Origin of the sequence: uncultured Microbacterium sp. (genome assembly GCF_964244775.1) — a bacterium.
GTDB lineage: Bacteria > Actinomycetota > Actinomycetes > Actinomycetales > Microbacteriaceae > Microbacterium.
Genome location: NZ_CAXTJR010000013.1, coordinates 52116 through 78737, shown reverse-complemented (window position 1 = coordinate 78737; position 26622 = coordinate 52116). Strand labels below are relative to the sequence as shown.

The 26622-nt window shown below is 69.4% G+C and carries 24 protein-coding genes and 1 pseudogene; 13 read left to right on the top strand and 12 right to left on the bottom strand.

The window, feature by feature from the left end:
• Positions 1 to 41 precede the first annotated feature (41 nt).
• Together ACFE6Z_RS15525 and ACFE6Z_RS15520 are read left to right on the top strand one after the other, a co-directional pair.
• Entirely contained in the window at positions 42 to 4025 is a 3984-nt protein-coding gene (locus ACFE6Z_RS15525; protein ID WP_375386606.1) for a PKD domain-containing protein, read from the top strand.
• Between the two features lie 34 nt (positions 4026 to 4059).
• Positions 4060 to 4593 carry a MarR family winged helix-turn-helix transcriptional regulator gene (locus tag ACFE6Z_RS15520; RefSeq protein ID WP_375386605.1) on the top strand — a complete coding sequence of 178 codons (534 nt, stop codon included), beginning with the start codon at positions 4060 to 4062 and terminating at the stop codon, positions 4591 to 4593.
• Here ACFE6Z_RS15520 and ACFE6Z_RS15515 read toward each other — a convergent pair.
• The 5 genes from ACFE6Z_RS15515 to ACFE6Z_RS15495 form a co-directional block, all read right to left on the bottom strand.
• Positions 4568 to 4936: a UBP-type zinc finger domain-containing protein gene (locus ACFE6Z_RS15515; RefSeq protein ID WP_375386604.1), complete on the bottom strand. Its 369-nt coding sequence runs from the start codon at positions 4934 to 4936 to the stop codon at positions 4568 to 4570. The two genes, ACFE6Z_RS15520 and ACFE6Z_RS15515, sit on opposite strands and share 26 nt — an antisense overlap.
• Before the next feature lie 89 nt (positions 4937 to 5025).
• Entirely contained in the window at positions 5026 to 6657 is a 1632-nt protein-coding gene (locus ACFE6Z_RS15510; protein ID WP_375386603.1) for an FAD-dependent oxidoreductase, read from the bottom strand.
• Positions 6658 to 6937: 280 nt separating this feature from the next.
• Positions 6938 to 7261, bottom strand: coding sequence for a DMT family transporter (locus tag ACFE6Z_RS15505; RefSeq protein WP_375386602.1), 324 nt, complete (start codon positions 7259 to 7261; stop codon positions 6938 to 6940).
• Positions 7261 to 7602: a DMT family transporter gene (locus tag ACFE6Z_RS15500; protein ID WP_375386601.1), complete on the bottom strand. Its 342-nt coding sequence runs from the start codon at positions 7600 to 7602 to the stop codon at positions 7261 to 7263. Before ACFE6Z_RS15500 ends, ACFE6Z_RS15505 begins: the two co-directional genes overlap by 1 nt.
• On the bottom strand, positions 7599 to 8180 hold the full coding sequence (locus ACFE6Z_RS15495; RefSeq protein ID WP_375386600.1) for a TetR/AcrR family transcriptional regulator: 582 nt from the start codon (positions 8178 to 8180) through the stop codon (positions 7599 to 7601). Before ACFE6Z_RS15495 ends, ACFE6Z_RS15500 begins: the two co-directional genes overlap by 4 nt.
• Before the next feature lie 84 nt (positions 8181 to 8264).
• Between ACFE6Z_RS15495 and ACFE6Z_RS15490 the strand changes: the two genes are divergently transcribed.
• Positions 8265 to 10751, top strand: a complete 2487-nt coding sequence (locus tag ACFE6Z_RS15490) for an MMPL family transporter (RefSeq protein WP_375386599.1) — start codon at positions 8265 to 8267, stop codon at positions 10749 to 10751.
• 60 nt (positions 10752 to 10811) lie between these two features.
• Positions 10812 to 11303 (top strand): heme-degrading domain-containing protein, encoded by a 492-nt coding sequence (locus ACFE6Z_RS15485; protein WP_375386598.1) that lies wholly within the window; start codon positions 10812 to 10814, stop codon positions 11301 to 11303.
• Positions 11304 to 11313: 10 nt separating this feature from the next.
• Here ACFE6Z_RS15485 and ACFE6Z_RS15480 read toward each other — a convergent pair whose 3' ends face one another.
• The 3 genes from ACFE6Z_RS15480 to ACFE6Z_RS15470 are packed head-to-tail and all read right to left on the bottom strand — an operon-like array spanning position 11314 to position 14170.
• Positions 11314 to 13614, bottom strand: a complete 2301-nt coding sequence (locus ACFE6Z_RS15480) for a heavy metal translocating P-type ATPase (protein ID WP_375386597.1) — start codon at positions 13612 to 13614, stop codon at positions 11314 to 11316.
• On the bottom strand, positions 13611 to 13841 hold the full coding sequence (locus ACFE6Z_RS15475; RefSeq protein WP_375386596.1) for a heavy-metal-associated domain-containing protein: 231 nt from the start codon (positions 13839 to 13841) through the stop codon (positions 13611 to 13613). The genes ACFE6Z_RS15480 and ACFE6Z_RS15475 overlap by 4 nt, the downstream gene beginning before the upstream one ends.
• Positions 13842 to 13888: 47 nt before the next feature.
• Complete coding sequence (locus ACFE6Z_RS15470) at positions 13889 to 14170, bottom strand: metal-sensitive transcriptional regulator (protein WP_375386595.1); 282 nt, start codon at positions 14168 to 14170, stop codon at positions 13889 to 13891.
• Between the two features lie 315 nt (positions 14171 to 14485).
• Between ACFE6Z_RS15470 and ACFE6Z_RS15465 the strand changes: the two genes are divergently transcribed.
• Positions 14486 to 14803, top strand: coding sequence for an ATP-dependent DNA ligase (locus ACFE6Z_RS15465; protein WP_375386594.1), 318 nt, complete (start codon positions 14486 to 14488; stop codon positions 14801 to 14803).
• Between the two features lie 13 nt (positions 14804 to 14816).
• Here the strand turns inward: ACFE6Z_RS15465 and ACFE6Z_RS15460 are convergent, their stop codons facing one another.
• On the bottom strand, positions 14817 to 15431 hold the full coding sequence (locus tag ACFE6Z_RS15460; RefSeq protein WP_375386593.1) for a TetR/AcrR family transcriptional regulator: 615 nt from the start codon (positions 15429 to 15431) through the stop codon (positions 14817 to 14819).
• A gap of 120 nt (positions 15432 to 15551) precedes the next feature.
• Between ACFE6Z_RS15460 and ACFE6Z_RS15455 the strand changes: the two genes are divergently transcribed.
• Positions 15552 to 16370 (top strand): sugar phosphate isomerase/epimerase family protein, encoded by an 819-nt coding sequence (locus ACFE6Z_RS15455; protein ID WP_375386592.1) that lies wholly within the window; start codon positions 15552 to 15554, stop codon positions 16368 to 16370.
• On the top strand, positions 16370 to 17506 hold the full coding sequence (locus tag ACFE6Z_RS15450) for a Gfo/Idh/MocA family protein (RefSeq protein ID WP_375386591.1): 1137 nt from the start codon (positions 16370 to 16372) through the stop codon (positions 17504 to 17506). The genes ACFE6Z_RS15455 and ACFE6Z_RS15450 overlap by 1 nt, the downstream gene beginning before the upstream one ends.
• Positions 17507 to 17672: 166 nt before the next feature.
• Here the strand turns inward: ACFE6Z_RS15450 and ACFE6Z_RS15445 are convergent.
• The 3 genes and pseudogenes from ACFE6Z_RS15445 to ACFE6Z_RS15435 form a co-directional block, all read right to left on the bottom strand.
• Positions 17673 to 17975 (bottom strand): annotated as a pseudogene (locus ACFE6Z_RS15445) (hypothetical protein); the annotation flags it as partial.
• 251 nt (positions 17976 to 18226) lie between these two features.
• Complete coding sequence (locus ACFE6Z_RS15440) at positions 18227 to 18862, bottom strand: NADPH-dependent F420 reductase (protein WP_375386590.1); 636 nt, start codon at positions 18860 to 18862, stop codon at positions 18227 to 18229.
• A 64-nt stretch (positions 18863 to 18926) separates the two neighbouring features.
• A complete protein-coding gene (locus ACFE6Z_RS15435; protein WP_375386589.1) occupies positions 18927 to 20126 on the bottom strand; it encodes an ROK family protein in 1200 nt (399 codons plus the stop codon).
• A gap of 77 nt (positions 20127 to 20203) precedes the next feature.
• Here ACFE6Z_RS15435 and xylA point away from each other — a divergent pair, with 77 nt between their 5' ends.
• From xylA to ACFE6Z_RS15405, 6 genes are read left to right on the top strand one after another with little or no spacing between them, the layout of a single operon-like run.
• Positions 20204 to 21406, top strand: a complete 1203-nt coding sequence (gene xylA / locus ACFE6Z_RS15430; RefSeq protein WP_375386588.1) for a xylose isomerase — start codon at positions 20204 to 20206, stop codon at positions 21404 to 21406.
• Positions 21407 to 21413: 7 nt separating this feature from the next.
• Positions 21414 to 22718, top strand: coding sequence for a xylulokinase (locus tag ACFE6Z_RS15425; RefSeq protein ID WP_375386587.1), 1305 nt, complete (start codon positions 21414 to 21416; stop codon positions 22716 to 22718).
• Positions 22719 to 22775: 57 nt separating this feature from the next.
• Positions 22776 to 23633 carry a transposase gene (locus ACFE6Z_RS15420; protein ID WP_375386586.1) on the top strand — a complete coding sequence of 286 codons (858 nt, stop codon included), beginning with the start codon at positions 22776 to 22778 and terminating at the stop codon, positions 23631 to 23633.
• Positions 23634 to 24848 (top strand): alpha/beta fold hydrolase, encoded by a 1215-nt coding sequence (locus tag ACFE6Z_RS15415; RefSeq protein WP_375386585.1) that lies wholly within the window; start codon positions 23634 to 23636, stop codon positions 24846 to 24848.
• Between the two features lie 4 nt (positions 24849 to 24852).
• Positions 24853 to 26061 (top strand): cation:proton antiporter, encoded by a 1209-nt coding sequence (locus tag ACFE6Z_RS15410; RefSeq protein ID WP_375386584.1) that lies wholly within the window; start codon positions 24853 to 24855, stop codon positions 26059 to 26061.
• On the top strand, positions 26058 to 26549 hold the full coding sequence (locus ACFE6Z_RS15405; protein WP_375386583.1) for a glutaminase: 492 nt from the start codon (positions 26058 to 26060) through the stop codon (positions 26547 to 26549). The genes ACFE6Z_RS15410 and ACFE6Z_RS15405 overlap by 4 nt, the downstream gene beginning before the upstream one ends.
• The last annotated feature ends 73 nt before the right edge of the window (positions 26550 to 26622 follow it).

The window sequence follows — 26622 nt, the reverse complement described above, 5'->3', positions numbered from 1 at the left end:
ACCTCTAACCCCCCGAGACGCCGCCCACTTACACACACAACTTGACAAGCTCGGCTTCGCTGCTCAACACGCAATTCCCCAGCACATATACGGCGACATCGGTCGACCTGCTGGCGTGCGAAAACTCCTACGCGCAGCCCGATGTGTACACCGACAGCTGTGACGTCACTTTCACTATCCCGCCTGGAACTCCGTCATTCCACGGTGTGCTCTACGGCGACTGCTTCGTCGACAACTGGTCGCCGGTCGAGAGTGACGTTGCGCCCGGCGATGTCGCCCTGACGACGTGGTTGCCCGACATCGACAACGGAAACTGCAGGGTGTCCACCCCGATCGAGTACAACGCCGCAGACGGTGTGACTGCGGCATTCACCGCGACTCCGGCGAGCTCCGAACCGGGGCAGTACCAGTTCGTCTCGACCAGCGTCGATGAGGCCGGCGGCGCGCTCACCGAGACCTGGGACTTCGGAGACGGCGCTGCGGCGACCGGCTCGGCAGTCACGCACACCTACACCACGCCCGGCACGTATCACGCGACGTTGACGGCGACGAGTCAGGCCGGCGTCTCGGCGACGGTGACCCACGATGTGGTGGTCGCGGCGCCCGCTCTGACGACCTCGGTGAGTTTCGTGGATGCCGCCGGAGCTCCGCTCGCGTCGGTGAGCCCTAAAGTCGGCGAAGCGGTTCACTACAAAGTCACGGTCGCCGCGGGGCAGGCAGGAGTGGGCGCGCTCGGCCATGTCGCTTTCGTCGGTGATCCCCTCACGCTCGCGCTCGGCGCGGAGCTCGTCACCGTCGCGGGCCCGACACCAGCGGTCCCGACCGACTTCACCCTGCAGCCGGGGGAGAGTCGCTCGTTCATCTACGACCTGACCGCGACCGGGGCGGGCATCGTGCGCGCAATGACACAGGCCACCGCAGTGGATGCTGGCGGCACGGCGATCACGTCGGACCCGGGCCAGCTCTCGTACTCGATCGGGGGGCTGAGGATCGAGCTGACGGTCAACCCGCCGACCTACGACGCCGATCCGGATGCCAGTGGTCCGAAGCCGGTCGACATCACGGTCACCCAGACGATCACCAACGTCACGAGCGACCTGCTCAAAGACGTCAACATCCGCTCCTTGGATGTCGTGCGCACGAAGCCGGGACAGCTTCTGACGGCCACTCCGAAGAGCGGGCCCCTTCCCGATCCGATCGCGGGGGAGCCGATCGGCGACCTGGCCCCAGGACAGTCGAAGACGATCGTCACGGTCTTCACGCTCAAGGCCGACGGTCATGTCCAGTTCACCTCGGTTGCTACCGCGGCATCCCCCACCGGCGGCACCGTGCGAGGCTCGGGCTCTACCGACTTGGCGATCAAAGTCACGAAGGTGCTGGCTCTCACCTCGCGAGTACTGAATCCCACCGGGGTCGCGCTGTTTCCGGCGGGATCGGCGATCACGATCACCGGCACCGTCCACAACCTGACCAACTCTGCGAAGCTCGATGTCGGGCCGCTCTTCGCCACGACCGTCGGCAACGCCGGACTCCAGGGCCTCGCGTACGACGGGGTCGGGATGGATCCGAAGGCCCTTCAGCTGCCGGGCGCCCTGACACTCGATCCCGGTGACACGAAGACTTTCACCTTGAAGGTGCTGACCGCCTACAGCGAACCGACTGGAGCGGGCGGTGTTCGCCGCAGCGGAGGTACCTCCGCGACGATCTCGTTCACGCCTTGGGCGACGGTCACGCTCGATGACGGCACGAGCTACACGACCAAGTCGGACGGATCCGAGATCCTCGCCACCCCCGACGACCTGAGTCACCGCGTCTCGATCGACGACTCGATACCGATCCCGGAACACGACGGCCGGGTCATCGCCGGCGCGATCTTGGTGGGCGGCGTCGAAGGCGCGTGGAATGCGGCATCCGGAATGGTCACCGGCCTGATCAACCTGCCGAATACTTCCGCGTCGACCCTGCTGGCCGTCACCAACTACCAGGCCCAGGTCTGGGACAGTTTCACGGACGAGGAAAAGGAGCAATTCTCCCACGACACGGGGCTTTTGATCGCGGCCGTGCTGCTCAAGAACGTCGAGGCGGCGCAGAAGGGCACGCCGGCGCTCATCAAACAGATGTCCGACCTGAGCTACGACTACATGACAAAGCTCGAGAACGAACGACAGATCGGCAACTACGCACAGGTCGTCGAGCTGTACAGCTCGTACAGCACGAACGCGTACGCGCAGATCGCCATTCCGATCGCGATCGGTGAGATTCTGACCTCATCCCGGGCCACGGCAGCGATCGAGGCGACCCAGGCAGAGCTGCAGGCCAACGCCGCGGTCGTCGTCGCGCGCGCAGAGGGCGCGGTGACCGTGGAGCAGATCGCGCCTCTTCTCGTCGACCTGGCCAACGGTACCGAGCTGGACGCGGCGGCCATCGAACGACTCTTCGGAATCACCGCCGCCGAGTTGGCCGAGTTCCAGCGTCTGGCCACCAAGTACCACTACCTGCTGACCGTCCGCGCGCGCTCGGCGACGTCGATCAACTGGATCGAGGAGTTCCATGCGGCGGTGAAGCCGGAGGCGCTGAAGATCAAGACGGTGTCTCCGCTGGACGTGCGGCTGGGATACCCCGCCGACTCTGTCGGCTCGCTGGTGTTCAAAGAGCCCGAACCGCTGATGGCGTGGAAAGCCGCCGGCGCCAGATCCGGTGAGATTCGTGGGTATGTCGAGGCCTTCGTGCAGAGCAAGGGCTTCACCCCCGGCACCAACGACTATTACAGCGCAGTCTTCCGCGTGTCGGATCGCATCGGCGAGTGGAACCGCTGGGAGTCGACCTACGCCCAGTGGAACGCGCAGGGCTGGATGGACACCACGTTCAGCTGGAAGGCTCAGGACATCATTCCGCCCGAAGGGAGCGGCCCGAAGTACACAGGCTTCCAGTTGGTGCCCACGGGCGTCGACAACGAGTACATCGTCGAGATCTACAACGAACTGGTCGGCGCGATGACGAGGGTAACGGGAGACATCGACGCGGTCGCCTTCAGTCACCTCGACGGCGGCGAGCTCGCGCCCGATGAATTCGTGGCGCTGCTGGACGAGATGCGCCAGAACCCACTCATCCAGGCCCAGCACGGCCCCGCCGAGACGTACACCGAGGGCGGGATCGAGTTCATCGAGTCGCAGTTCGCCCCGGGAGAGCCTGGACTGCAGATCGCTCCCACCGGGATCGCGCCGCGCATCGTGCGATTGAATTCCGAACTGTCCGAATGGTCGAGCGCCACCCGCAAGAGCCTGGTCTGGGACGGCGGCATCGTCACGACCGGTTCGGTTCCGGAGGCCGCACCGGCCGCGATCGACATCGATTTCGCCGGTTTGACGAAGACCACGGCGGCTCCTGTCGAGGCACTTCGACCATTGCCGGGCAACGGAGCGCAAGGCCAGAACGTCGGCCGTTGCAGAGTGATCTACTCGACCAGCCCCGCTGCGGAGTCTCTGATCATGAACGCCGCGGGCGGGATCGACCAGGTCGTGCACGGTGAGTTGTCGACCTCATCGTTCCAGTCCACGTGCTTCAGCGCCGGTCCGACGGTCGACCTGTCCATCAAGCCCGCGACCGTCACGACTGCCCCGGTCAAGGCCGGCGCGCACGAGGTGCCGATCGCGGCACCTGGTCCGATCTCCGCCGGTGTCGATTCACAGAGCGGGTTCACCGTCGGTCAGGTCGTCGTCATCGGCGTCGGAACTCCGGAGGCCGAGACCGTGACGATCAGCGGCTTCGGCTCGATCATCTTCAGCGAACCCCTGCGCTTCGACCACCCGGCAGGGAGCCTCATCGTGGTGCAGTCGACCCCGGCCGCGGCCCCGGGTGCCGGCGCGGCCGCCGAGCAGGGTCAGGCCGCGGCTCTCGCTGCCACGGGTTCCAGCCCGGTGAACGCGCTTCCGGTGGCAGTGCTGTTCATTCTCGCGGGCCTTGTGGTCTTGTTGCGGCGCAACCGCGCGCGGCTCCATCCCAGACCCGGCAGCCCCATCCGCTGACCCTCGGAGCGTGCCGAGAAGCTACGGTCGACACATGAGAGGTGAGCCATCCGTTCCCGACGATGAAGTGGACCTGCTCATCGACGCCTGGTCGCGGCGGCTCCCCGACCTCGATCTGAGTCCGCTCGACATCATGTCGAGACTGCGCAGGGTGGGCCTTTCGCTCAACCGGCTGCGGGTCGCGGCGTTCGCGAGCGCGGGCCTGGCGCCCTGGGAGTTCGACGTGCTCGCCGCGTTGCGCCGCGCCGAGAGTCCGCACGAGCTGAGCCCCGCACTCCTCATCGAGCGCACCAGGATCGGCAGCGCGGCGATGACGAACCGCATCGAGAATCTGCTCGCGCGGGGGATGATCGCCCGCCGCCCCAACCCGAACGACGGCCGCGGCGTGCTGGTGCGGCTCACCGACGAGGGTGCGACAGTGGTCGATCTCGCGATGACCGAGCTCGTCCGTCGCGAAGAGATCGAGCTGCAGTCGATCGGACCGGAAGACCGCGCGGCCCTCATCCGGATCCTGCGTGCCCTGATCGACGACTCGCCGCCGCCTAGCCCTGCGCGCGGCGGCGCATGAGGATGCGCTGCCAGTCGGCGGGGAGCCGATCGGCCGGGCCGGGTGCGGACTGCGACTCGGGGTGACTGTCGGGCGCCGCGAGCTGCGGCCCCTCGATCATCTCGTCTGCGCCGAAGTCCCAGAACCAGTCCTCGCCGGGCTCGTAGCTCTGGATCACCAGGTGTCCGCTCGAGCGCGCGTGGGCGGTGGAGTGCTGCCCGAGCGAATCGTCACAGCATCCGACGTGTCCGCAGTATGCGCACCGCCGCAGATGCACCCACCAGTCGCCGAGCTCTTCGCATTCGACGCATCCGGTGCCGCTCGGACCGACCTCGGCGCGGACCCACTCCGACTGTTCGCTCATATCCGTTCACTCTCGTGCACTCCCCGCCCGACCGCAATGCATCGCCCGTCCGCGTCTCGCGGGTTCTGGGGAAGGGAGGGGTGGGGGGATCAGCCGGCAAGCGCGCGGTGCACGGAGGCGACCGCGCTCGAGCCTTCGCCCACGGCGGCCGCGACGCGCTTCATCGAACCGCGGCGGACGTCTCCCGCGGCGAACACCATGGGGGTCGAGGTCTCGAACGGGAGCGGTTCGCGACCGAGGCCCTGCCAGCGCGCGAGCGTCTGGACGCCGACGTCGGTACCGGTGCGCAGGAACCCGTCGTCGTCGCGATCGAGGTCGGGCAGCCACGTCGTGGCGGGGTCGGCGCCGATGAAGCAGAACAGCCCGCGGGCGTCGACGTCGCCGATGCTGTCGATCGTGACGCGCTCGAGCGAGTTGCCTCCGGCAAGCCCCGTGACGCGGGCCCGGGTGTGCACCTCGACGAGCGAGTCTTCGAGCAGTCGATCGACGAGGTATGACGACATCCGCGTCCGCAGGTCGTCGCCGCGGATGACCAGTCGCACGCGACATCCGTTCGCGGCGAGATACAGGGATGCCTGGCCCGCCGAGTTCGCGCCACCCACCACGACGACGGGTGAGCCTGAGACCTGGCGCAGTTCGAGCGGGGTCGCGGCGTAGAAGATGCCCGCCCCCTCGAACTCCTCCCACCGGTCGAGGTCGAGGGTGCGATACGCGGCGCCGGAGGTGACGATGGCGCTCCGGGCGCGGATGACGCGGCCGTCGGTGAGGGTGACGTCGAGGATGTCGCCGGCGGTCTGCAGATTCACGGCCTCGCACGGCGCGTAGACACGCACCCCGAACTTGAGGGCCTGGAGCGAGGCTTGACCGATGAGGCTGCCGCCGCTCACCCCGAACGGGAAGCCGAGGAAGTTCTCGATGCGCGACGTCGCCGCCGCTTGGCCGCCCGGGGCGACCGAGTCCAGGAGCACGGTGCTGAGGCCTTCGGATGCTCCGTAGGTCGCCGCCGCGAGTCCGGCCGGCCCCCCGCCGACCACGACGAGGTCGACGATCTCGTCGGCGTCGCCCTCGTAGGCGAGCCCGAGACGCTCGGCGACCATACCGGGGGTGGCGTTGCGGATCGGCTCGCCCTGGATGAACGCGACGGGCAGGTCGGCTTCGGTGAAATCGTGGCGCGCGAAGAACGCCGGGTCGGCCGGATCGATCTCGGTTGCCGTGTGGACGAGGTCGAGGCGCTCTGCGAAGCGACGAAGGTACAGGAAGTCGCGCGATGACTTCGTGCCGATCAGCTTGAGCGTGTAGGCGGCAGGTCCGTGGCGGAGGGCCTCGCGGCGCTCCCACAGGGCGTGCAGGATCATGTCGCACAGCTCGTCGTCTTCGGCCATAATGTGCCGCAGCGCTTCGCGGTCGATGCGGTAGACGCGTCCAGCCTCGTTCACTCGCGCCGTGAGGAATGCGCCCTGGCCGTTGAGCAGGCCGAGTTCGCCCACGAACGTCCGCGGCCCCATGGAGGCGATGACGACCTCATCGAACCAGCCGAGCGAATCGCGGACGACGTCGATCGAGCCCGACTCCACGAGGATCAGGTCGTACCGGCGGTCGCCCGAGCGGAACACGAAGTCGCCGGGTGCGACGTCCTGCGCCGTCCCGTAGGCGAGCAGGCGGCCCCACTGGGCATCCGTGATCGGTGGGAACTGCTTGGGGTCGGCTGCCGGTGCGTCCACCTTGTTCAGGCTAGCGACGGACTCCGCCGCTGGGCAGGGTCGCGCGGAAATGCTTCGCTCTCGGCGCAACGGGCAGGGGGCTGGCGCTGGCGCGTGTTGCGGTGATCGAGTAGCGAGCGCCAGCGAGCGTATCGAGATCCCTCGACCGGCGTAGAGCGCGGGTCTTGATCTCGGTACGGCGCTGGCGCGCCTACTCGATCTCCGCGCTGGCGCGGCGCTGGCGCGCCTACTCGATCTCCGCAGGGGGGCGGCGCTGGCGCGCCTAATCGACCACACCGGGTCAGACCGCGGTCGCGCCCACCTCGATCAGCAGCACGCCGCCCATGATGAGGGCGATGCCGACCGCCATGATCCAGGTGAGCGGCTCCTTGAAGATCAGCCTGCTCGCGACGGCCGTGAGCGCGACTCCGGTGGCCGCCCAGATGCCGTAGGCGACCCCGAGCGGGATGCCGGTCTTCAGGGTCAGCGACAGCAGCCCGAACGCGGCGACATAGCCGATCCCCACCACGATGTACCAGAGCCGACTGCCGTGCGTGGCCGCCCGGAGTGACAGCGTCGCGGTCACCTCGACCACGATCGCACCCGCGAGCAGGAGCCACCCCATCAGGCGTCCTCGGCTTTCGTCCTGGCACGCTGCGAACCGAGTTCGACGGTAAGGACGCCGGCGATCACCAAGACCATCCCGCCGATCATCACGGGCGTGAGCGGCTCGCCGAACAGGATGGCCGCGAAGCCCGCGGTGAGGGCGACGCCGAGGGCTCCCCAGATGCCGTACGCGACGCCCAGCGGCATCCCGGCCCGCAGCACCGCCCACAGGAAGACGAACGACGACGCGTACCCGACCGCGACCAGGATGTACCACCAGGGGTTCTCGATCGCGCCCTTGAGGGCGAGCGAGGCGCTCACCTCGGTGAGGATCGCACCGGTCAGGAGCACCCATCTCATGTCGGCTCGCTGCTCTCGATCACGGCGCGCACGAGGCGATCGGATGCTCCGGGTGCAACCGCTTCGCGGCTGAGCGCGCGGATGATCACGGCGCCCACGAGCGCCTCGGTGATCTCGGTGAGCGGCGCATCCGGTCGCAGGTCGTCCTCGTCGATTCCCCGCCGCAGACGGTCTTCGATCACCGACCCTCCGCCGAGGCGTTCGCGCAGGCGACGCCCGACCTCGGCGTCGTCGGCGGCGGCGGCGATGAGGGCCCGGAGGATCGCGTCGCCGCGGGGTTCCGCCAGCAGCTGGAAGAGGCTGTCCAGCCATGCGGTGAGATCGGCGCGCAGGTCGCCGGTCTCCGGGACGGCGAAGTGATCGGGCAGGATGAACCCCTCGAGAAGGCACTCGGCGACCAGCGCGCTCTTCGAGCTCCACCAGCGGTAGATCGTCTGCTTTCCGACGCCCGCCTCCTGCGCAACGCCTTCCATCGTGAGGCCTTCGTACCCCCGGTCGCTCATGAGCCGGCCGGTCGCGGTGAGGATCGCCGTGCGCGCCTCTTCGCTGCGCACGGGTCCGGCACGATGCTGTGTCATTCTCACATCCTCCTCCCAGTCTCTTGACGAGACGCTCCGTATCATCAAGGGTAACGACACCAATGCCACCAAGAGAGGTCATCGATGGCTGAGCTGCTGTATCGCCTGGGGAAGTTCTCTGCACGACGTGCCTGGAGCGTGATCGTCGCGTGGATCGTGGTGCTGGGCATCGCGGTCGCCGGCTTCCTCGTCGGCTTCGGCGGACTCAGTTCGAGCTTCGACATCCCGGGCACCGCCTCGGGCGCGGTGACCGACGAGCTGTCTCAGAAGCTCCCCGACTTCAGCGGCGCGTCCGGCACGGTCGTGTTCACGACGGCCGACGGCACGGCCCTCACCGACGATCAGCGCACGCAAATCAGTGCGCTCGTGGCCGATGGTGGCGACCTACCGGATGTCGCGAGCGTCGTCGACCCTTTCGCCACCGAACAGCAGCGCGCCGATCAGGCGCAGAAGATCACCGACGGACGCGCGCAGATCACCGACGGGCGCGCCCAGCTGGATGAGGGACAGCAGCAGCTGGATGCCGGAGTCGCACAGCTGGACGCAGCCCAGGCGCAGCTGGACGCTGCGCGCGCTCAGGCGACCGCGGCCGGAGCGTCGACGGCGCAGCTGGATGCTCAGCGGGCGCAGCTGGACGCGCAGCGCGCGGCGGTGCAGGCGCAGCAGACGACGCTCACCTCGTCGCGCGAGGATCTCGAGGTGCAGAGCACGAAGCTCGACGAGGGCGCACAGCTGCTCGGCCTGGCCGACGGCATCCGTACCGTCTCTGCAGACGGGTCGACGGCCGTCGTGCACGTCGCCTTCACCGAGCCCCGGCTGGAGCTCGCCGAAGAGTCGAAGCAGGCCGTCATCGACCACTTCGAGTCGGAACCCGTCGACGGCGTAGAGGTGTCGTTCTCATCCGATATCTCGCAGGGCGTGCCCGAGCTCATCGGCGTCGGCGAGATCGTCGGCGTCGCGATCGCCGGCGTCGTCCTGGTCGTCATGCTCGGCTCGCTGATCGCGGCCGCGTTCCCGCTCGTCACGGCGATCTTCGGCGTCGCGATCGGCGCACTCGGCGTGCTCGCGTTCTCGGGCGTCGTGCAGATGGCGTCGGTGACCCCGATCCTCGGTGTCATGCTGGGCCTTGCGGTCGGCATCGACTACTCGCTGTTCATCATCAACCGGCATCGCAAGCAGATGCTGCAGGGCATCGAGGTGCGCGAGTCGATCGGGCTGGCCAACGGCACCGCGGGCAACGCAGTGCTCTTCGCCGGTACCACCGTGATCATCGCCCTGCTCGCCCTGAACGTCACGGGCGTGCCGTTCCTCGGACTGATGGGCACCGCCGGAGCCATCAGCGTGCTCATCGCCGTGCTCATCGCGATCACCCTCACCCCGGCGCTCCTGGGGCTGGCCGGCGTGCGCGTGCTGCGGCGGCGCGAGCGCGCCCACGTGGGATCGGAGCGACGCAACCGGCGGCCCGTCGTGGTGAAGCCGATGTCGATGCTCCGCGCCGTGCTCACGTCGCTCGTCGCCATCATCGCGCTGCTGGTCGTCGCGATCCCCGCGCTGTCGATGCGCGTCGGTCTTCCGGACGGCTCGTCCGAGCCGGTCGAGTCGTCGTCGTACCGGGCGTACACGGTCGTGGAGAGCGAATTCGGCGCCGGGGCGAACGGCCCGCTGCTGGTGACCGCGACCCTGCCGGCAGGCCTCAGCGCGGACGAGCAGATGAGCAAGCAGGTCGTGATCGCCCAGACTCTCGCCGACCAGACCGGTGTCGTGGCGGTCGCCCCGATCGCCCTCTCGGACGACGGAACGCTCACCGCGTTCCAGGTCGTGCCGTCCGACGGCCCGAACAGCGTGTCGACCGATCAGCTCGTGCGCGATCTGCGCACGCTGCCTCCGATCGCCGAGGGCGTCACGCTCGGCGTGGCGGGTCAGGCCGCGATCAACATCGACATCTCGGAGGCGCTCGCCGACGTGCTGCCGCTGTACCTCGCGGTGGTGGTCGGTCTGTCGTTCCTCATCATGGTGCTGGTGTTCCGGTCGCTGCTCGTGCCGATCATCGCCACCGGAGGATTCATCCTGTCGCTGTTCGCCACCTATGGCGCGATCGTGGCGGTGTTCCAGTGGGGCTGGTTCTCGAGCATCCTCGGCGTGCATAGCGCGGGACCGATCCTGAGCTTCCTACCCGTGATCCTGGTCGGCATCCTGTTCGGCCTGGCGATGGACTACCAGCTGTTCCTGGCCTCCGGCATGCGCGAGGCGTATGTGCACGGGTCACCCGCGCGCCTCGCTGTCGCGCAGGGCTTCCGGGCGGGGCGGTCGGTCGTGATCGCCGCCGCGATCATCATGGTGGCGGTCTTCTCGGGCTTCATCTCGTCCGAATCGGCGATGATCAAATCGATCGGATTCGGGCTCGCGGTCGGCGTTCTGATCGACGCGTTCGTGGTGCGGATGCTGTTGATGCCGGCCATCATGCATCTGCTCGGCCGGTCGGCGTGGTGGCTGCCGAAGTGGCTCGACCGCATCCTGCCGAACGTCGATGTGGAAGGCGCGGCGCTCGAGCGCCGGCACCCGTTCCATTGAAGCGGCTCGCGGGGAGCGCGGCGGCGCGCTAGCTTCGGGTCAGACAGAAAGCAGAAGCAGATGACCCGCAGTGCGGACCTCACCGGAGCCGACCTCGTCGCTCACCTCGAAACGCAGAACGCATCGATCGGCTTCACGTCGTTCACCCATGACGACGCGTATGCGCTCGGCGCCGACATCGTGCAGCGTGCGATCGCGGACGATCTGGGGATCACCACGACGATCCTCTTCGGAGACCAGCGGGTGTTCCACGCGGCGCGGCCCGGCACGAGCGCTGACAACGACGACTGGCTGGCACGCAAGGCGCGCGTCGTCGCCCGGTTCAACGCCCCGTCGCTGCTGGTCGGCGCGAGGCTGCGCCACTCGGGAGCCGACTTCTTCGAGGTCTTCGGGGTCGACAGGGCGCTGTACGCCCCCGCGGGCGGCGGTTTCCCGCTGCGGGTGAACGGCTCGCTGATCGGCTTCGTCGGGGTATCGGGCCTCACCCAGCACGATGACCACGACCTCGTCGTCGCCGCCCTCGAGGCCGCGATCGCCCGTCAGGCGGCCTGAGCCCGACGGCTCAGCGCTGCGGCGCGAACCCGCGCAGGCGCAGGCTGTTGGTCACCACGAACACCGATGAGAACGCCATCGCCGCTGCGGCGACGAGCGGATTGAGCAGTCCTAGCATCGCGATCGGAATCGCCGCCACGTTGTAGGCGAAGGCCCAGAACAGGTTGCCCTTGATCGTCCCGAGCGTGCGCCGGGCGAGCCGGATCGCATCGACGGCGGCCAGCAGGTCGCCCGAGACGAGAGTGATATCGGATGCTGCGATCGCCGCGTCCGTTCCCCCACCCATCGCCATGCCGAGGTCGGCTCCCGCGAGCGCTGCAGCGTCGTTGACGCCGTCGCCGACCATCGCGACCACGCGTCCTTCGGACTGCAGAGCACGGACCACCTCGAGCTTGCCCGCGGGGGTCACGCCCGCGCGTACGTCGTCGATGCCGACGGTCGCCGCGACCCGTGCCGCCGCGCCCGCGTTGTCGCCGGTCAGCAGCACGGGACGCAGCCCGAGGCCGCGCAGCCGCGCGACCGCCTCAGCGCTGCTCGGCCTGACGGTGTCGCCCACGGCGATCGCGCCGACGTAGACGCCGTCGCGGGCGAGCATGACCACGGTCGCCCCGTCCGCCGCGAGGGCGTCGGCGCGCGCGAGGGCATCGGCCGGCGGCTGGATGCTCCACTCGCCCTGCACCCACGACGGGCGCCCCGCGACCACGAGCGAGCCGGCGACCACGCCCTGCACGCCGAACCCCGCGTGCGAGGTGAAGGCCTCGGCCTCCGGCATCCGAGTCGTATCCACTGCAGCGACAGCATCTGCGACGATCGCTCGCGCGACGGGATGCTCCGACCCGGCCTCCACGGCGGCCGCAAGCCCCCGCAGCTCATCGCCGGCCACGCCGTCGGCGGGGATCACCGCGGTCACGGCCATCTCGCCGGTGGTGAGGGTGCCGGTCTTGTCGAGCACGATCGTGTCGACGCGGCGAGTCTGTTCGAGTACCTGCGGGCCGCGGATCAGGATGCCCAGCTGCGAGCCGCGCCCTGTGCCCACCAGGAGCGCGGTGGGGGTGGCGAGCCCGAGGGCGCACGGGCAGGCGATGATGAGCGTCGCGACGGCGGCGGTGAAGGCGAGCACGACGGACCCGCCGGCGAGCAGCCAGCCGACGAACGCGACGACGGCCAGCACGAGCACGACGGGCACGAAGATCGCCGATACCCGGTCGGCCAGTCGCTGCACGCGGGCCTTACCGGTCTGGGCCTCTTCGACGAGCCGCTGCATGCGCGCCAGCTCGGTGTCGGCGCCGACCCGGGTGATCTCGATCGTCAGCCGCCCGCCCACGTTCATCGTGGCGCCCACCACGCGTGACCCGGTGGTCACTTCGACGGGCACGGACTCGCCCGTCAGCATGCTCGCGTCGATCGCGGACGCTCCGCCGACCACCAGGCCGTCGGACGGGATCTTCTCGCCCGGCCGGACCACCACGAGATCGCCGACGGCCAGCTGCGAGACGGGTACGCGCTGCTCGATGCCGTTCGCCAGCCGTGAGGCGTCGGTGGCGCCGAGGTGCAGCAGCGCGCGCAGCGCGGCGGTCGAGGACTTCTTCGCCCTCGCCTCGGCGTAGCGCCCGGCGAGGATGAACACCGTCACCAGGGCCGCGACCTCGAGGTAGATCTCGCCGGTGCCGCCCGCGTCACCCGATGGATCCGGGACGCCGAACAGGGTGAAGGTCATGTGCATGCCCGGCATGCCCGCTGTGCCGAAGAAGAGCGCGTACAGCGACCAGCCGAATGCGGCGATCACGCCGAGGCTGATGAGCGTGTCCATCGTCGCCGCCCCGTGGCGGGCATTGAGGGCCGCGGCACGATGGAACGGCCACGCGCCCCACACGGCGATCGGCGCGGTGAGCGTGAGCGCGAGCCACTGCCAGTTCGAGAACTGCAGCAGCGGGATCATCGACATCAGCGTCACCGGAACGGCCAGTGCGGCGCTGATCAGGAGGCGGTGCCGCAGCGCCGCGAGGTCGCGATCGGCGGCGGTCTCGGCATCCGGACCCGTCTGCTCGATCGGCGGCGCGGGCACGGCGGCGGCGTAACCGGCGGCCTCGACCGTCGCGATCAGGTCGGCGGTGGGCACGCCGTCGGTGCGCACGCGCGCCTTCTCGGTGGCGTAGTTGACGGTGGCCTCGACGCCCGGCAGCTTGTTGAGCTTGCGCTCGATGCGCACGGCGCACGACGCGCACGTCATGCCGGCGATGTCGAGCTCGACCGCGCCTGGTACCACGGTGCCTGGTTGCCCGGTGCCTGGTTCCACGGTGCGGGGGCTCACCGCGGCGCCGCCACTGTGTATCCCGCCTCCTCGACGGCGGCGCGGATGCTCGCGGGGTCGATCGGGGAGGTGGTGCGCACGGCGACGCTCGACGCGCCGCCGGGGTTCAGGTCGACGTGTACGGCCTCGACGCCGTCGATCGCCGCGATCTCTTCGGTGACGCTCGTGACGCAGTGCGCGCAGGTCATGCCGTCCACCAGCACGTTGAGGGTGTTGTCGATGGTCATATCGGGGTCCTTTCGATGCGGATGCGGGGGATGCCGGAGCTCAGAGATCAGGAGCGCACGAGGCGCGCGATTGCGGCGTTGGCCTCGCGGATCTTCTCCGCGGCGACGACGCCGCCTTCGGCACTGGCCTCGGCCACGCAGTGGCTGAGGTGGTCGCTCAGCAGCGAGAGCGCGACGGTCTCGAGCGCCTTCGTGGCGGCCGAAACCTGGGTGAGGATGTCGATGCAGTACTTGTCGTCCTCGACCATGCGCGCGATGCCGCGCACCTGCCCTTCGGCGCGACTCAGCCGCTTGAGCAGGTCGTCCTTGTTCTCGGTGTAGCCGTTCATGACGCCCATACTATACCCCCGTACGGTATGCAGCATCCGTGTCCTCCACATCCTCGTGCGCCAACGTCGGGGAGATGTCGTGGAGAACTTTCCGCCCGCTTGCGCCAATCTTGAGGTCGCCTTGCGGTCGTGGAGGCACGATCGAACCACGACCAAGAGCTGCTGCAGCGGCACGAGGTCTGCGGGGTGGTCGGCTCTGGGGGACGACCACCCAATGACTCCCGGGGTGTGCTGACCCGAGACGGCGCACCCCGGGTTCCACTCGGAGCCCGGGGCGAGCGACGCGGCGGGTGACCCGACGGCTAGGCTCAGGGCATGGGCAGGTTCATCTACGACACCATGGCGAACTCCGTCGACATCGACGACCGCACCCTCGCGCATCTGCGCATCGTGGTGATGAATAAGCTCCGCCGCTCGGAACCGTTCATGTTCGACGTCGAGATCGGCGACGGCAGCGGCAGGCGCAGCTTCTGGGTGCACCCGTCGGTGCCGCTGCAGTTCCACTTCTTCGGCAGCCGCAATCCCCGCATCAACCGCGCGTGGATCGAAGACCTCATGCAGGTCGCGAGCGGCCCGAACGGCCTCTCGATCACGCCCGAACCTGCCGAGGCCGGCGAGGCCGAGGTCGCCTGACGGCTGCGTCGCGCTACGGCCGCTCGGTGAGCAGTCGTTCGAGCAGTTCGAGCGCGGCGGTGTGGCCGACGTCGGGCTCGAGCAGCCACTGGGTCTGCAGGCCATCGGATGCCGCGATCACGAGCGTCGCGACGGTGAGGGCATCGACGTCCGCACGCACGCGTCCGTCGGCCTGATCCCGACGGACGTGGTCGGCCAGTTCGCCGCGGATGCGCGCGAAGCGCTCGCTCGCGAAGGCGTGGGCGTCGGGGTGACCCTCCTCGAGCGCCGCAGCGACGAGCGTGGAATACAGCTGCACGAGACCGGGGATCGTGCGGTTCCGTTCGGCGGAAGCGGTCATGATGCCGACCGCCGACACGTCGACCGAGTGCGGGGCGTGTCGATCGAGCTGTCGCTCGGCTTCGCGGTACACCTCGACGAGGAGATGTTCGCGCGATCGGAAGTAGTGGGTCAACGCCCCGTGCGATACGCCGATCTCTTCGGCGATGGAGCGCAGGCTGGTGCGCGCCGACCCGCGTGAGGCGAAGACCTCGATCGCCCGATCGAGGATCTGCTGGCGACGCGCGAGACCCTTCGCGTACGAGCCGCGTGCGCGCGGAGTATCGCTGTCGAGGGTCTCATCGGGCATCTTCGCATCGTAGTCCAGAAAAACCTCCATATGGCGGTTTTTGCTGCTATCGTCATGCGCAGGGATGACCGGACTGCCGTGCGGGCATCCGTCGAAGGCGATTCCCAAGGAGAAAGACCGATGCCGGCCCTCACTTCCGTTCAGCTGTTCACCGTCAACGCGGCCCTCGAGAGCGACCTCGAAGGCACGCTCGCCGAGGTGGCCGCTCGCGGCTTCACCGCCGTCGAGCCGTACGACTTCGTCCGCCGCGCCGACCGGCTGGCAGCCGCCCTCCAGGCCAACGGCCTGCAGGCGCCCACCGGCCATGCGTTCCTCGCGTCCGACTCCTTCGTCAACCCGGACGGCAGCGGCACCACGGTTCCCGTCCCGACTCCTGACGAGGTCTTCGACGCCGCCGATACGCTCGGCATGACCACCGTCATCGACCCTTACACGGCGCCCGCCCGCTGGGAGAAGGTCGAGCAGATCGAAGAGACCGCACGCCTCCTCAACGCCGTCGCCGAGATCGCCGCCGCACGGGGGCTCCGCGTCGGCTACCACAACCACGCGCACGAGCTGGAGGCGACCTTCGACGGGCAGACCGGTCTCGAGGTGCTCGCCGGGCTCCTCGACCCCCGCGTGGTGCTCGAAGTCGACCTGTACTGGGTGGCCCGCGCCGGCGTCTCGTCGCCCGAGCTGCTGGCGCGTCTGGGCGACCGTGTCGTCGCCGTGCACGTGAAGGACGGCACGCTCGATCCCGAAGCCCTCGCCGCCTACCCGCCGGCCGACCAGGTTCCCGCGGGGAAGGGCAACGTTCCGCTCGCGGAGGCGCTGGATGCAGCATCCGCTCTCGAATACGCGATCGTCGAGTTCGATCACTATCCGGGCGATCTGTTCGACGGGATCGAGCAGAGCCGCATCTTCCTGGATGAGCGCGCGGCCGAGCGGGCCGCGGTCTGATGGCCTCGACCGGACGGGTCGGCGTCGGCCTCATCGGCGCGGGCAACATCAGCGACACGTACCTGCAGAACCTCTCGAGCTTCCCCGACGTACAGGTGATCGCCGTCGGCGATGTGCACACCGAGCGCGCGCGTGAGCAGGCCGACAAGTACGGCGTGCCCCTGGCGGGCGGTGCCGACGTCGTGCTCGGCGACCCCGACATCGACATCGTCGTGAACCTCACGATCCCGGCGTCGCACGTCGAGGTCTCGGAGGCGGCCATCGCGGCAGGCAAGCACGTCTGGAGCGAGAAGCCCATCGGCGTCGATCGCGAGAGCGCACGCCGGATGCTCCAGAACGCGGATGCTGCGGGCGTGCGTGTCGGAATAGCCCCCGACACCGTGCTCGGCCCGGGGCTCCAGACCGCGAAGCGTGCCATCGCCGCCGGTGCCATCGGGCGGCCGCTGTTCGCGCAGACCCAGTTCCAGTGGCAGGGACCGGAGATCTTCCACCCCAACCCCGCGTTCCTATACGCGCGTGGTGGCGGGCCGCTGCTGGACATGGGGCCGTACTACGTGTCGGCGCTCGTGCACCTCTTCGGCCCCGTCGCGGCGGTCGCCGCGCTCGGCCTGCGGGCTACAGACACGCGCCGCGTGCAGGTCGGCCCTCTCGCGGGTCAGGAGTTCCCCGTCGAGATCCCTTCGACGATCCAGGTGCTGACGCAGTTCGAGCAGGGCGGCAGCGCCCAGAGCCTCTACAGCACCGACTCGCCGCTCATGCGTCAGGGGGTCGTCGAGGTCACCGGCACCGAGGGCACGATGGTGATCCCCGACCCGAACACCTTCGGGGGCCGCATCACGATCACACGCGCGCTCAAGGAGGTCGTGATTCCGCCGGCGCCGACCGTGCAGCAGGTCGACGAGGTCGCGCAGGCGGGCGTCATGGTCGGCCGCGGTCTCGGGCTGCTCGAGATGGCGCGCGCCATCCGCGAGGGTCGCCCCCACGTGGCGAGCGGCGAGCTCGGGTTCCACGTGCTCGACACGTTGCTGTCGATCGAGGAGGCGGTCGCGTCCCGCGAATTCGTCACCGTCGGCAGCACCGTCGGCGAAGTGGGCTCGGTCGCCGCCGAGTTCGACCCGTTCGCCGCAACGCTCTGACGGATCAGTCGTTGGCGCTGATGGATTCCTCGACGTCGGAGCTCTCCACCGTCAGCTTGTCGATGGAGAGTTCCTTGACCTCGACTTTGCCGAGGCTGAGGTCGCCCTCGCCGGAGGCCGTCACCGTGAGGGCGCCTGAATCGGGGTCGAGCACGGGTACCGGGGCGGTGTCGAAGTGCTCGGCGATCAGCATGATGCCGCCCGACGAATTGGCGGAGTTGGCGAGCTCTTCCACCCACTCGCGGCTGAGCATCGCGGGCTCCGGGTCGTCGAAGACGAAGCGCATCGGGATCGACGGGTGCAGCCAGATCGTGCTGCGACCGCGCGGCTGATCGTCGGGGTGCCGCCACGACACCGTGAAGCTCTCGCCGCGTCGGAGCTTGGTCGCGATGACGACCTTGAGGTGCGCCAGCGCGCGGTCCTCGATATGGATCGGTGTTGCCGATCCGCCGTAGTAGATGGTGCCCACCCGCATACAATAACCCGCCCGGAGCGTAGTGGACCCCGACGCGGAGAGGATGTCAAGGGGGATGCCGCAGATAGCGGCGCGCGGCATCGTGGAGCGCGAGAGCGAGGAGGTCGCGCTATGGGCATCTCTCCGGATGACATGCAGACCGTGACGCCATCACGATCCCCGGACGCGGGCGCACGCCGCAACGATCTGCCTGACGTGCCGGGGATCGATGTCGTGGACGGTGAGTTGATCCCTCGCGAACGCGGCTAGCGGACGGCCAGATCGAGGTTCGCGACGAGTTCGTCGCGCGTGTATAGAGCCCGGTACGCGGGCTGATCGCGCTCGACGCGCCAACTGTCAGCGAGTGGCCCGATGTTCACGGCGTCGAAGCCGAATTCGTCGTACAGGTCGGTGACGAGCTGCGCGGCCTCGGCGAAGTCACTCGCGGTCGCCAGCGCGCGGCGCCCCTCGGTGCCGGCCGGTACGCCGTCGGTCAGGATGCTGGCCGCGGGGATGTGGTTGAAGCCCTTTGCGACCTTCGCGTCGGGCAGGTGCGCTTGCAGGAGGCCCGTCACGGTCGCGCCCTTGTCGTCGAGCACGGCGATGTGCCCGTCGCGCTCCCAGTAGTAGTTGTTCGTGTCGATCACGATCTTGCCCGCCAGGGGCTCGACGGGCACCTGGTCGAGCGCCTTGAGCGGGATCGTGACGATCACGAAGTCACCGGCTGCCGCGGCATCCGTCGACGTGGCCGCCGTGGCATTGTCGCCGAGCTCCGCGACGAGGTCTGTCAGTGTGTCCGGGCCGCGCGAGTTGCTGATCACGACGCGGTAGCCGCGATCGACCAGCCCTTTCGCGAGCGCTGATCCGATGTGTCCTGCTCCGACGATTCCCACTGTTGTCATGGAGGGGATAATCCGTCGGCTGGTCACGGCATTCCCGCTCGGAGCCGGCGGATCGGCGGCGTGCTCACGATGCGGGGGGATGCTCCAGCGGATCGCGCAGCAGATCGGCGAAGGCCGCTTCGGCTGCACCGATCAGCAGGCGATCCTCGGCGAGGACGGCGACGCGGATGTCGACCTCGTCCATGCTCGCGCGCATCGCCTGGCGCGCGACAGCGGTGGTGAGCTCGTCGAAGCCGAGCTCGGCGACCGTCGTGAGGAACCCGCCGAGGATCACGACTCGCGGGTTCAAGACGTTGACCGCGTTCGCCAGAGCGGTCGCGAGGATGCGGCGCTGGCGGTCGAGCTCGGCCGCGACGAGCGGCGAATCGGACGCGACGAGCGCTGCGGCCAGGGCTGCGGCGAGGGTCGGCTCATCGGCCGACGCCAGGCCCACGGCATCCAGCAGCCGCGCGCGGCTCACCTCGTCCTCCAGCACGCCGTCGCCGGCGCGGCGGTCGGTGTCGGAGGCGATGCCCGGGCGGTTCTGCCCGAACTCACCGGCGTAACCGCCGGCGCCGGCCACAGGCATCCCGTGGACGATGAGGCCGCCGCCGATGCCGCTGGCTCCGCCGTTGAGGTAGACGATGTCGTCGATGCCGCGTCCGGCGCCGAAGAGGTGCTCGGCGAGCACGCCGAGGCTCGCGTCGTTGCCGACGGCCGTCGGCAGCCCTGTCGCCGCGGCGACCAGGTCGCGCAGCGGCGCATCCGACCACCGTAGGTGCGGCGCGTGGCGCACGAGCCCGTCGGCGCGTACGAGGCCGGGGACCGCGAGTCCGATGCCGGCGATCCTGGCGCCGGCGAGGGCGCCGGCGCGCCACTGCGCGATGCGACCGGCCACGAGGCCGGCGGTCTCTTCGGGGGAGAGCAGGTGGTCCATGTCGATGCGGTCGCGCAGCGCGATGGCGCGATCAAGTCCCACGGCGGCGATTGTGAGCGCATCGACTTCGGGGTTGACCGCGATCGCGAGCACGCGCGGATCGATCGCGACGACGGGGGACGGACGCCCGACGCGGCGCGAGGGATCGGGCGCGCGCTCGATCACGAGTTCCTCGCGGACGAGCTCGCCGACCAGGTCGGCGATGGTGGAGCGGTTCAGGCCCGTCGTCTCGGTGAGCGTCGCGCGTGACAGCGGTCCGTCGACGTGGACGAGCCGGAGGATCCGCGCGAGATTGCGCTGTCGCACGCCCTCTCCGCCTGCTCCGCTCGCATCGCTCACGCGACCCACTGTAGGGCTTCCGCGACAACGCGACATGCGATAGGTTGTGAGCAACAACAATTGGTTCATCGCCGAACAGGAGCACCATGCCCACCCCCACCAAAGCCGACCGCTTCTCCTTCGGGCTCTGGACCGTCGGCTACAACGGCTCCGACCCGTTCGGCGGACCCACGCGTCCCGCGCTCGACGTCGTCCACGCCGTCGAGAAACTCGCCGAGCTCGGCGCCTACGGCGTGACCTTCCACGACGACGACCTGTTCGCGTTCGGATCGACCGACGCCGAGCGTCAGCACCAGATCGACCGCCTCAAGGGGGCTCTCTCCGACACCGGCCTGATCGTCCCGATGGTCACGACGAACCTCTTCTCCGCTCCGGTCTTCAAGGACGGCGGCTTCACCTCGAACGATCGCGGCGTGCGCCGCTTCGCGCTGCGCAAGGTGTTCCGCCAACTCGACCTCGGCGCCGAACTCGGTGCCAAGACGTTCGTGATGTGGGGCGGCCGCGAAGGCGCCGAGTACGACGCGGCCAAAGACGTCCGCCAGGCGCTGGAGCGCTACCGTGAGGCCGTCAACCTGCTCGGCGACTACGTCACCGACAAGGGCTACGACATCCGTTTTGCGATCGAGCCGAAGCCGAACGAGCCGCGCGGCGACATCCTGCTGCCCACGCTCGGCCATGCGATCGCGTTCATCCACTCGCTCGAGCGCCCCGAACTGGTGGGCGTGAACCCCGAGACGGGCCACGAGCAGATGGCCGGCCTGAACTTCGCCGCCGGCATCGCCCAGGCGCTCTACCACGGCAAGCTCTTCCACATCGATCTGAACGGCCAGCGCGGCATCAAGTACGACCAGGACCTCGTGTTCGGTCACGGCGACCTGCACAACGCGTTCGCGCTCGTCGACCTGCTCGAGAACGGCGGCTACTCTGCTGACGGGCACGGCGGTGTGCCGTCGTACGACGGACCGCGTCACTTCGACTACAAGCCGAGCCGCACCGAAGACAAGAAGGGTGTGTGGGAATCAGCATCCGCCAACATGCGCACCTACCTCCTGCTCAAAGAGCGCGCCGCGGCTTTCCGCGCCGACCCTGAGGTGCAGGAGGCGCTCGAGGCAGCTCGCGTTGCAGAGCTCTCGGTGCCGACGCTGAACGAGGGAGAGACGTACGACGACCTCCTTGCCGACCGCTCGGCGTACGAGGACTTCGACACAGACGTGTACTACGGCGGCAAGGGCTTCGGCTTCGTCCGGCTCCAGCAGCTCGCGACCGAGCACCTGCTCGGCGCCCGCTGACCCTCTCATGGCCCTGGTGATGGGAGTCGACTCGTCGACGCAGTCGTGCAAGGTCGTTGTGACGGATGCCTCGACCGGCACCGTCGTGCGCGTCGGGCGTGCATCGCACCCCGACGGCACGGAGGTCGATCCCGGAGCATGGTGGATCGCGCTCCAGGCGGCGATCGCCGATGCCGGCGGCATCGATGACGTGCGGGCGTGGGCCATCGGCGGCCAGCAGCACGGCATGGTCGTCATCGATGAGGCCGGCAGGGTCATCCGTCCCGCGCTGCTGTGGAACGACACCCGCTCGGCCGGAGCGGCGGCAGACCTGATCGCCGAATTCGGCGCTGAGCAGCTCGCGCAGCGCACGGGACTCGTTCCGGTGGCCTCCTTCACGATCACGAAGCTCCGCTGGCTGCGCGACAACGAGCCCGACAACGCCGCCCGCGTCGCGGCGGTCGCCCTCCCGCACGACTGGCTCACCTGGCGGCTGCGCGGGTTCGGCCCGGCGAGCGAATCGCCGCATGGCCCCGTGCTCGACGAGCTCGTCACCGACAGATCGGATGCCTCGGGCACCGGCTACTGGAACCCCGAAGCAGGCGGGTACGACCGAGACCTGCTGGTGGCAGCCCTCGGTCACGACGCCGTGCTGCCGCGCGTGCTCGGCCCCGACGAGTGGGTCGCGGACGGCGACCGCCGCGTCGGCGGCGGGGCGGGTGACAACGCGGGAGCGGCCCTGGGGATCGGTGCCGGGCCCGGCGATGCGGTCGTCTCGATCGGTACCAGCGGCACGGTCTTCGCCGTCAGCGAGACCCGCACGATCGATAAGACGGGAACTGTGGCGGGCTTCGCCGATTGCACCGGCCGGTTCCTGCCCCTCGTGGCGACGCTGAACGCCGCGCGCGTGCTCGACGCCATCGCCCGCCTCCTGGGCGTCTCGCACGGCGAGCTCAGCACGCTCGCTCTGTCGGCCGAGCCCGGTGCCGGCGGCCTGTCGCTCGTGCCGTACTTCGAGGGCGAGCGCACGCCGAACCTGCCGGATGCCACGGCGTCGCTCACCGGGATGACCCTCGCGTCCACCACCCGCGAGAACCTCGCGCGCGCGGCCGTCGAGGGCATGCTCACCGGGCTCGCGGCGGGGCTCGAAGCGCTGCGGGCGTTCGGCGTTCCACTGGAGCGCGCCCTGCTGATCGGCGGGGGAGCGCAGTCCGAGGCCGTCAGGGCGATCGCGCCCCTCGTCTTCGGGCTGCCGGTCGAAGTCCCCGCCCCTGGCGAGTACGTCGCACTCGGCGCCGCACGTCAGGCAGCGAGCATCCTGGGCGACAGGTGAGGGTGCATTGCGGGAGGTGAGGGTGCATTGCGGGACGGGGACCGCGAGAATGGCCGAATGAGGGATGCCGCGGACACCACGGCCGCCGATGCTGCGGCGCTGGACGCCGCGGCCGACGAGCTGTACGCGCTGACCCCAGACCGGTTCACCGCCGCGCGCAACGAGCGCGCGGCGGCATCCGATCGCGCGGCCGCCGCGTCGATCAAGGCCTTGCGCAAGCCGTCGGTGGCGGCCTGGGCCGTGAATCTGCTCGCGCGCGACGGGCGTCTCGGTGAGGCCCTCGACCTCGCGGCCGCCCTCCGCGAAGCTCAGGACGATCTCGACGCCGTCGAGCTGAAGACCCTCAGCGCGCAGCGCCGGGCCCTCGTCGCCGCGCTGGCCACGCAGGCCGTCGATCTCGCCCGCGCTCAGGATGTGACGGTGAGCGCTGCGGCGCGCGAAGAGGTCGAGAAGACGATCAATGCGGCGGTGATGGATGCCGGGGCCGCCGCAGCCGTGATGACCGGGCGTCTCGTGCGCACGCTCGAGGCGACCGGGTTCGACGACGTCGACGTGTCAGGCGCCGTCGCCGGCACCACCCCGGTACCGACCGAGAGACCCAGCCGCGATGACCTGGCCGAGCGCCGTGCGCGCAAGGCCGCAGAGCTCGCCGTGCGCGAGGCCGAGCGCGCCGCATCGGATGCCGAACGCGCACTCGCGCGCGCAGGGGCGCGGGCGACCAAGGCGCACGAGCGCGCCGACCTGCTCCACGAGCGCGTCGATGATCTGCGCGGGCAGCTGAAGCGGATGCTCAGCGACGCCGAAGACGCCGATTCGGAGGCGCGCCGACTCGACGAGGAGCGCGCGACGGCAGCATCCGCTGCCCGCGCGGCTGCGAGCGCCGTCGACCGCGCCCGTGCAGGGCGAGAGGGATAGATGCCCCATCCGTCCGGGCGGAAGCACGCGCATCGCATCGTCGCCGCCTTCTTCGCCTTCAGCCTGGCGGTGCTGGCCGGAGTGGTCGCCGCAGAGGAGATCCGCGTCGTGGGGGACGCGATCGAGCGCCCCGCGATCGCCGACTTTTACGCGCAGCCCTCGCCGGTGCCCTCGGGCGCTCCCGGCGAGATCGTCAAGTCAGAAGAGCTCGTCGGCGCTCCGCTCGCCTCGCGTGCGTGGCGGGTCATGTACCACTCGCGCGATCTGAACGGTGCCGATGTCGTGGTCACCGGCGTGGTGATCGTGCCGCTCGGACCGGCTCCTGCCGGTGGACGCACGGTGGTGTCGTGGGGGCACCCCACCACCGGCTCGGCCCCCGACTGCGCGCCGTCGTACGGGTTCGATCCGTTCGACATGATCGAAGGTCTCCGCGCGCTCCTCGCCCGCGGCTACACGGTCGTCGCCACCGACTACGTGGGGATGGGCACCGCGGGGCCGGACTCGTACCTGGTGGGCGTCACCGAGGGCAACAACGTGCTCGACGCCGTGCGCGCCGGTCAGGCGATCCCTGGCGCGGAGGCCGGGAGCAACGTCATCCTGTGGGGTCACTCGCAGGGCGGCCAGGCCGTGCTGTTCGCGGCCGAACGCGCGAAGACCTATGCGCCCGAGCTGAACATCCAGGCCGTCGCGGCGGCGGCGCCCGCCGCGAACCTGCAGAACCTCCTCAAGGCGCACCTGAACGACATCTCGGGCGTGACGATCGGCTCGTACGCGTTCGCGGCGTTCGCGGGGATCTACGCCGACACTCCGGCGACCGAGCTGACCGGCATCCTCACCCCCGAGGCGATCGCACTCCTGCCGAAGATGAACGCGCTCTGCCTGCTCGAGAACATCCCCGAACTGCATGCGATCGGAGAGCCGCTGGTCGGGCACTTCGTGACGGCCGACCCGACGACCACGCCGCCGTGGGAGCAGATCCTCGCAGAGAACTCTGCGGGCAGTACCTCGTTCGACGCCCCCCTGTTCATCGCGCAGGGGTTGTCAGACGAACTGGTCGTCCCCGATGACACGCGCGACTTCGTTGCGCACGAGGCCTCGCTGGGGATCGACGTGACGTTCGAGCCGATCTCGTTCGCCACGCACGGCACGGTGGCGTATCTGGCGATCCCCGGGCTGATCTCGTGGCTCGACCGGAAAGTCCCCGCACTACGCTGACGGCATGAGCGTCGTGCACTCCGGGTTCTTCCTGCTCCCGATCCTCGCAGTCCTCGCCCCGCTCGTCGCCCGAGGGCTCGGCAGGTGGGTGCGGATCCCGGTCGTCGTCTTCGAGCTCGTGCTGGGCATCATCGCCGGCCCGAGCATCCTCGGCTGGATCGAGCCGATCGATCTGTTCGACCAGCTCGCCGACTTCGGTCTCGCGATGCTGTTCTTCATGGTCGGCGCCGAGATCCGCTTCGCTGCGATCGCAGGTCGGCCCGCGCGTCGCGCGTCGCTCGGCTGGCTGATCAGCCTGGTGGCCGGCATCATCGCCGGCTTCATCCTCTCGCCCGACGCCGGCGCGGTCGTGATCGGCGTCGCCCTGTGTTCCACGGCCCTCGGCACCCTCATGCCGATCCTCCGCGACGCGAAAGAACTCGACACCCCGTTCGGCCAGGCGATCACCGCGGTCGGCGCCGTCGGCGAGTTCGGCCCCCTCGTCGCGATCTCGCTGTTCCTGGGTACCCGCGACTTCGGGGTCGCCACCCTCGTGCTGGTCGGGTTCGTGCTGATCGCAGCCCTGGCGATCTGGCTCGCGGGCCGCGCCGACCACGGCAGACTGCACCGCTTCGTCAATGCCACGCTCCACACATCCGGACAGTTCGCGGTGCGGCTGGTGTTCCTGATCCTCGGGTGTCTGGTCGCCATCAGCCTCTGGCTCGACCTCGACATGCTCCTGGGCGCGTTCACCGCGGGGATCGTGTGGCAGCTCATCATGCGCAGCGCGAAAGAGGCCGACCGCGAAGCGGTCGAGAGCAAGGTCGAGGCCATCGCGTTCGGATTCTTCGTGCCTCTTTTCTTCCTGTACACCGGCGTCACGTTCAACCTGAGCGCGCTGGTGGCCGATTGGCGAATCCTCGTGCTGCTGCCCATCTTCGCGATCCTGCTGCTCGTGATCCGGGGCCTGCCCTCCCGCCTGGCGGCTCCGGTGGGATCCACGCCACGCGACCGCTGGGCCGTGACGCTGCTCGGCGCCACGGGGCTGCCGATCATCGTGGCCGTCACCACGATCGGCACCGACGAGAAGCTCATCAGCCCGGGGATAGCCTCGGCGCTGGTGGGCGCCGGGATGCTGTCGGTGCTGATCTACCCGCTGATCGGCATGACGCTGCACGGCGACCGCAACGTGGTGACCAGTCCCGCGTACGACCCGCTCAGCTCGGGGAATTGAGCACTCTGCGCGGTGTGTTCGATTCGGCGCGCGAGCGCCTGGTCGACGTGCCCATGGAGGCCCTCGGCGAACTCGTCACGCCGCGTCGGGTGCTCGGCGTCGCCCGTGCTCGGCGGATCGTGCACCGCGGTGACGCCTGGCATCTCGGCGTGCTGCTGATCACCGACCGTGCGGTGCTCTCGACCGCCGAAATCGTGCGGTCTCGCCAGGAGGCGCCGCGTGGGTTCACGGCCGAGACCCAACGGCGCCGAGCCGAGCTGTCGGCGGCGGCCTTCCGTGGCGGGTTCGCGGAGGGAACCGCCGTGCACGTCGGCTGGAGCGAGCTCGATCTCGACGCGGTGGGCCGAGGCACAGCATCCGGACCCCTCGCGATGATCGACGGCACCCCGAGTGTGCGGTGGAGCGCGGCGGCGGGGTTCGTACCGCTGGCCGCATATCTCGACGAGCGGATCGCCCTGCTCGCGCACCCGCCGCAGGGCGCGACATAGTACGCAGCGGATGCTGTCAACCCCCGCGGTCGCCGTGCCCGCATGCGTGAGGCTCGAGTCATGGCAGACGATT

What these genes read in the sequence shown, in the direction of transcription:
- ACFE6Z_RS15415 (WP_375386585.1), top strand. Translation starts at nt 23,634, where the DNA reads ATGCCCCATCCGTCCGGGCGGAAGCACGCGCATCGCATCGTCGCCGCC.
- ACFE6Z_RS15500 (WP_375386601.1), bottom strand. Translation starts at nt 7,602, where the DNA reads ATGAGATGGGTGCTCCTGACCGGTGCGATCCTCACCGAGGTGAGCGCC.
- ACFE6Z_RS15485 (WP_375386598.1), top strand. Translation starts at nt 10,812, where the DNA reads ATGACCCGCAGTGCGGACCTCACCGGAGCCGACCTCGTCGCTCACCTC.
- ACFE6Z_RS15475 (WP_375386596.1), bottom strand. Translation starts at nt 13,841, where the DNA reads ATGACCATCGACAACACCCTCAACGTGCTGGTGGACGGCATGACCTGC.
- ACFE6Z_RS15505 (WP_375386602.1), bottom strand. Translation starts at nt 7,261, where the DNA reads ATGGGGTGGCTCCTGCTCGCGGGTGCGATCGTGGTCGAGGTGACCGCG.
- ACFE6Z_RS15470 (WP_375386595.1), bottom strand. Translation starts at nt 14,170, where the DNA reads ATGAACGGCTACACCGAGAACAAGGACGACCTGCTCAAGCGGCTGAGT.
- ACFE6Z_RS15450 (WP_375386591.1), top strand. Translation starts at nt 16,370, where the DNA reads ATGGCCTCGACCGGACGGGTCGGCGTCGGCCTCATCGGCGCGGGCAAC.
- ACFE6Z_RS15420 (WP_375386586.1), top strand. Translation starts at nt 22,776, where the DNA reads ATGAGGGATGCCGCGGACACCACGGCCGCCGATGCTGCGGCGCTGGAC.
- ACFE6Z_RS15515 (WP_375386604.1), bottom strand. Translation starts at nt 4,936, where the DNA reads ATGAGCGAACAGTCGGAGTGGGTCCGCGCCGAGGTCGGTCCGAGCGGC.
- ACFE6Z_RS15460 (WP_375386593.1), bottom strand. Translation starts at nt 15,431, where the DNA reads ATGCCCGATGAGACCCTCGACAGCGATACTCCGCGCGCACGCGGCTCG.
- ACFE6Z_RS15490 (WP_375386599.1), top strand. Translation starts at nt 8,265, where the DNA reads ATGGCTGAGCTGCTGTATCGCCTGGGGAAGTTCTCTGCACGACGTGCC.
- ACFE6Z_RS15440 (WP_375386590.1), bottom strand. Translation starts at nt 18,862, where the DNA reads ATGACAACAGTGGGAATCGTCGGAGCAGGACACATCGGATCAGCGCTC.
- xylA (WP_375386588.1), top strand. Translation starts at nt 20,204, where the DNA reads ATGCCCACCCCCACCAAAGCCGACCGCTTCTCCTTCGGGCTCTGGACC.
- ACFE6Z_RS15520 (WP_375386605.1), top strand. Translation starts at nt 4,060, where the DNA reads ATGAGAGGTGAGCCATCCGTTCCCGACGATGAAGTGGACCTGCTCATC.
- ACFE6Z_RS15465 (WP_375386594.1), top strand. Translation starts at nt 14,486, where the DNA reads ATGGGCAGGTTCATCTACGACACCATGGCGAACTCCGTCGACATCGAC.
- ACFE6Z_RS15425 (WP_375386587.1), top strand. Translation starts at nt 21,414, where the DNA reads ATGGCCCTGGTGATGGGAGTCGACTCGTCGACGCAGTCGTGCAAGGTC.
- ACFE6Z_RS15495 (WP_375386600.1), bottom strand. Translation starts at nt 8,180, where the DNA reads ATGACACAGCATCGTGCCGGACCCGTGCGCAGCGAAGAGGCGCGCACG.
- ACFE6Z_RS15455 (WP_375386592.1), top strand. Translation starts at nt 15,552, where the DNA reads ATGCCGGCCCTCACTTCCGTTCAGCTGTTCACCGTCAACGCGGCCCTC.
- ACFE6Z_RS15410 (WP_375386584.1), top strand. Translation starts at nt 24,853, where the DNA reads ATGAGCGTCGTGCACTCCGGGTTCTTCCTGCTCCCGATCCTCGCAGTC.